Raw genomic sequence first — 3329 nt, forward strand, 5'->3', positions numbered from 1 at the left:
GCTGATAATCGATAATCAATAGCGACTATAATACAATCATAACTAACAGTTAAATTCCAACTACTATGGCTGAAAGTCTGCCCTCTGACCACTGAGAACGTTCATAGCAAGCCTATAATAATCTAACAATAAACCTTAAAAAATATTAAGTCTCTCCACGATTAAGACCATAATGTCATAAGGCAGAACAACACTGAATCTGTTAGGGGTCAGTTGTTGTAACTCACACTTTAACTTATTAAAAAGTGCTTCGCATAGCCGCTAAATATCTGAGTAATGAACGCAGTCGGCATAACGCTGTTATTACGTGATGCCTATAAATACAAAAAGTGCCATAAGGCACTTTTTATATTTTAAAGAGGTATTCACCCTTCAATCACTTAGTAATTGAATAATTTAACAACTTAGCCACTTAGCATTTATTGCGCTGGATTAACGCCAGGGATAACTTCATCCACACTAAAGCCCGTTTTGGCCGATTGAATGACATTAATCGCTTCAGATGTCAGTGCATTATTGCCTGTCAGTAGGTCATTTAAGTTTCCAGACTCTGAATTAACTAGGCCTAACTCTCGTAGCATGGCGTCAACCACAGGGGCATTAGCACGATAGTTTAATGCTGCAGTGGTTACTTGCTCTGCAATACCACCTTGGGATTGGTTACCCTCGCCGTGACTCATTTGATTGCCCGTACCATAGCCTTGTAAAATCTTAATACCTTCAATTTTTTCAAGCGGCTTAACCGCTTGAGCAATAATGTCTGGTAAGGCTTTTAATATGGCTAATGATCTTTGCAGTGCAATTTGTTCGTTGCTCAGTACGTTTTCAGCTTCGTACTGTGCCCGCTTACCCGCAGCTTCGACTGCATAGATTTTCTCATCGGCTGAGGCTTTTAGCATCTTAGCGTCTGCACTGGCACGCGCTTCAATTAAAATGGCGCTAGCTCTGTCTTCCGCAGCAACTTTTTCTGATTCAGCTCGAACCGTAACCCCCACAGCCTCACGCTCAGCTTCTTTACGGGCGTCAATCACTTCGATGTCTTTACGACGATTAGCTTCAGCAGTTTGGCGCGCAGTAATAACCGCTTCTTCTTTTTCTACCTTGGTTTTTTCAGCTTCAGCGGCGCGAGCACGAGCGGCTGACTCTTCTTCCGACTTAGCGGCTACCGCAATGCGTTTGTCTTGTTCAGATACTTCAATATCGCGTTGCTGCTGAATGCGTGACTGTTCAATAGACTTATACTTTTCAATTTCACGGGTTTCGATGTCTTTGGTTTTTTCAATTTCAGCCGTTTCAATTGCGCGCTCTTTAGCAATTTCGGCTTCACGTTCTTCACGGGCTTTGTTTTCTTTTTGTTTAATGATTTCAGCTTTTTGATCGGCACGTTTAAATTCGAGCGACTGTTGCTGCGCGAGGCGAGCTTCTTCTTCCGACTTTTCGATTTCTAATGATTCTTTTTCTGCTTCAAGATTACGCTGTTCAATTTTGATACGGTTTTCTTGTTGAATATCATTGGTTTCTTTACGTTTTTCTTCAATGATTTTTGCTAGACGAGCACGACCTTCGGCATCAAATGCGTTATTTTCATTAAAAAATTGCAAGTCAGTTTGATCAAAACCCGTGAGCGACACAGATTCTAATTCTAGGCCGTTTTTCTCAAGGTCATTGGCGACATTGTTCTGCACTCGCTGGACAAAGTCTGCCCGCTGCTCGTGCATTTCGGTCATGGTCATTTCGGCGGCAACGGTACGCAATACGTCGACAAACTTTGATTCCATTAATTTTTTAAGTTCTTCAACACGATTAGTCCGTGTGCCTAACGTTTGCGCTGCCATTGAAATCCCTTCGGCATTTGGCGCAACACGTAAATAGAAGTCGGCTTTTACATCCACGCGCATTCTGTCTTTGGTGATCAGGGCATCTTTTTGATTTTTTTCGACTTCAATACGCAAGGTATTCATGTTGACCGAAATCGTTTCGTGCAGCACTGGCAGCACAATTGCGCCACCATCTTTAATGATTTTCTCACCGCCAAACCCGGTACGAACAAACGCCATTTCTTTACTGGCTCGTTTGTACAGTTTGGCAAAAATAAGCCCAATAATAATCAATCCTAATATTGCTATGCCAGCAATAAGGAGGACAAAGCCGCTTCCTGAATCAAAGTTTGTTAACGTTTCCATTTAATTTCCTTTTAAATACAACAGTGTTTATCAAAAAAATGTCATTGAAATGACATTTTTATTTTTAGGGTATATCTCAATCAGATATTTTTAGGTTAACTGAATCTGGTTGCTGTCCAGACTTTGCCTTGATGAGCGATGAGTACAACATCGACGCCAGGCAAAAATTCGATATCGTCGTGTTCTGGTTCAACTAACACATAGTGTTTCTGCCCAAATGTGTCCCGAACCACCGCTTCTGTCGGCATGCCTTTTATCGCACGACCTTGGGTGATCTTGCCGACACAACCGCCAAGCGCATCAATTGATATTGCTGAGGTTTCATTTTTTGGGAGAATATTGGCAATGCCATTACCAATAAAATGACTTGAAAAAAACATTACGACTAACGCTACAGGTACGGTGATTAATTGGGGTAAAAAGCTGCCAAAAAGTTGTGAATAGCTAAAGTTAATCACATAGCCTGCTATCGCAAAACTACTTAACGCTAAAACAAACCAAATAAGTAACGGTAAACGATTTAGACACAGCCAACCGAGTATACCGGTCATTCCGGTAACAGATACAGTGGTGTCGACATCGGTATCTACATCGAATGAAAACCAGTTTTCAAGTGCACTAAATACACTTAAGCCTGCAATCAAGGCGATGATTTCGAACATCCCCAATATGACCACAATAGCAAGCGCAATTGAAAAAGGTACATTTGCTTGAGCGACTAAAAAAGCCTGCATTGCTCCTCCATAAACCTAAGGGTTAAACTCCATTTGATTGTAAAATATCATGTTATTTTGCAGGAGGATATGAGGCAGCCACACTTTTTAGAATATATTCACTCTAGCTCAGTCAAACCTAACCAATGAGATTAACCACAGAGGGTAGACAAAATTAAAATTGACCGTGATTTTTTAAATGATGCTGTTAATGATAAAAAAAGCGCTGGGATTTATGAAAGCATTGTCGCGCTTGCTCATAAACTCGATATTGATGTTGTTGCTGAAGGGGTTGAAACCAAAGAGCAGCTAGATTATTTACGTCAATTTAAGCCTATTTTTTTACAAGGTTATTTATTCCAAATACCTAAAGTAAACACTGAGAAAACATCTGAAATTATCATTAAAGACATCATTTTACACTCTTAGTGCC

Annotated in this window: 3 protein-coding genes; 1 reads left to right on the forward strand and 2 read right to left on the reverse strand. The window is 40.6% G+C overall.

Annotation, left to right across the window (positions count from 1 at the left end):
* Positions 1-419 precede the first annotated feature (419 nt).
* Both H5202_RS19430 and H5202_RS19435 read right to left on the reverse strand, forming a co-directional pair.
* Entirely contained in the window at positions 420-2183 is a 1764-nt protein-coding gene (locus tag H5202_RS19430) for a flotillin family protein (RefSeq protein ID WP_182773512.1), read from the reverse strand.
* Positions 2184-2278: 95 nt separating this feature from the next.
* On the reverse strand, positions 2279-2917 hold the full coding sequence (locus H5202_RS19435; protein WP_182773513.1) for an OB-fold-containig protein: 639 nt from the start codon (positions 2915-2917) through the stop codon (positions 2279-2281).
* A gap of 153 nt (positions 2918-3070) precedes the next feature.
* Here H5202_RS19435 and H5202_RS24820 point away from each other — a divergent pair, with 153 nt between their 5' ends.
* A complete protein-coding gene (locus H5202_RS24820) occupies positions 3071-3325 on the forward strand; it encodes an EAL domain-containing protein (protein ID WP_182773514.1) in 255 nt (84 codons plus the stop codon).
* The last annotated feature ends 4 nt before the right edge of the window (positions 3326-3329 follow it).

Source organism: Shewanella sp. SG41-4, assembly GCF_014164505.1.
In the GTDB taxonomy this organism is placed as follows: Bacteria; Pseudomonadota; Gammaproteobacteria; order Enterobacterales; family Shewanellaceae; genus Shewanella.

What these genes read in the sequence shown, in the direction of transcription:
- H5202_RS19430 (WP_182773512.1), bottom strand. Translation starts at nt 2,183, where the DNA reads ATGGAAACGTTAACAAACTTTGATTCAGGAAGCGGCTTTGTCCTCCTT.
- H5202_RS19435 (WP_182773513.1), bottom strand. Translation starts at nt 2,917, where the DNA reads ATGCAGGCTTTTTTAGTCGCTCAAGCAAATGTACCTTTTTCAATTGCG.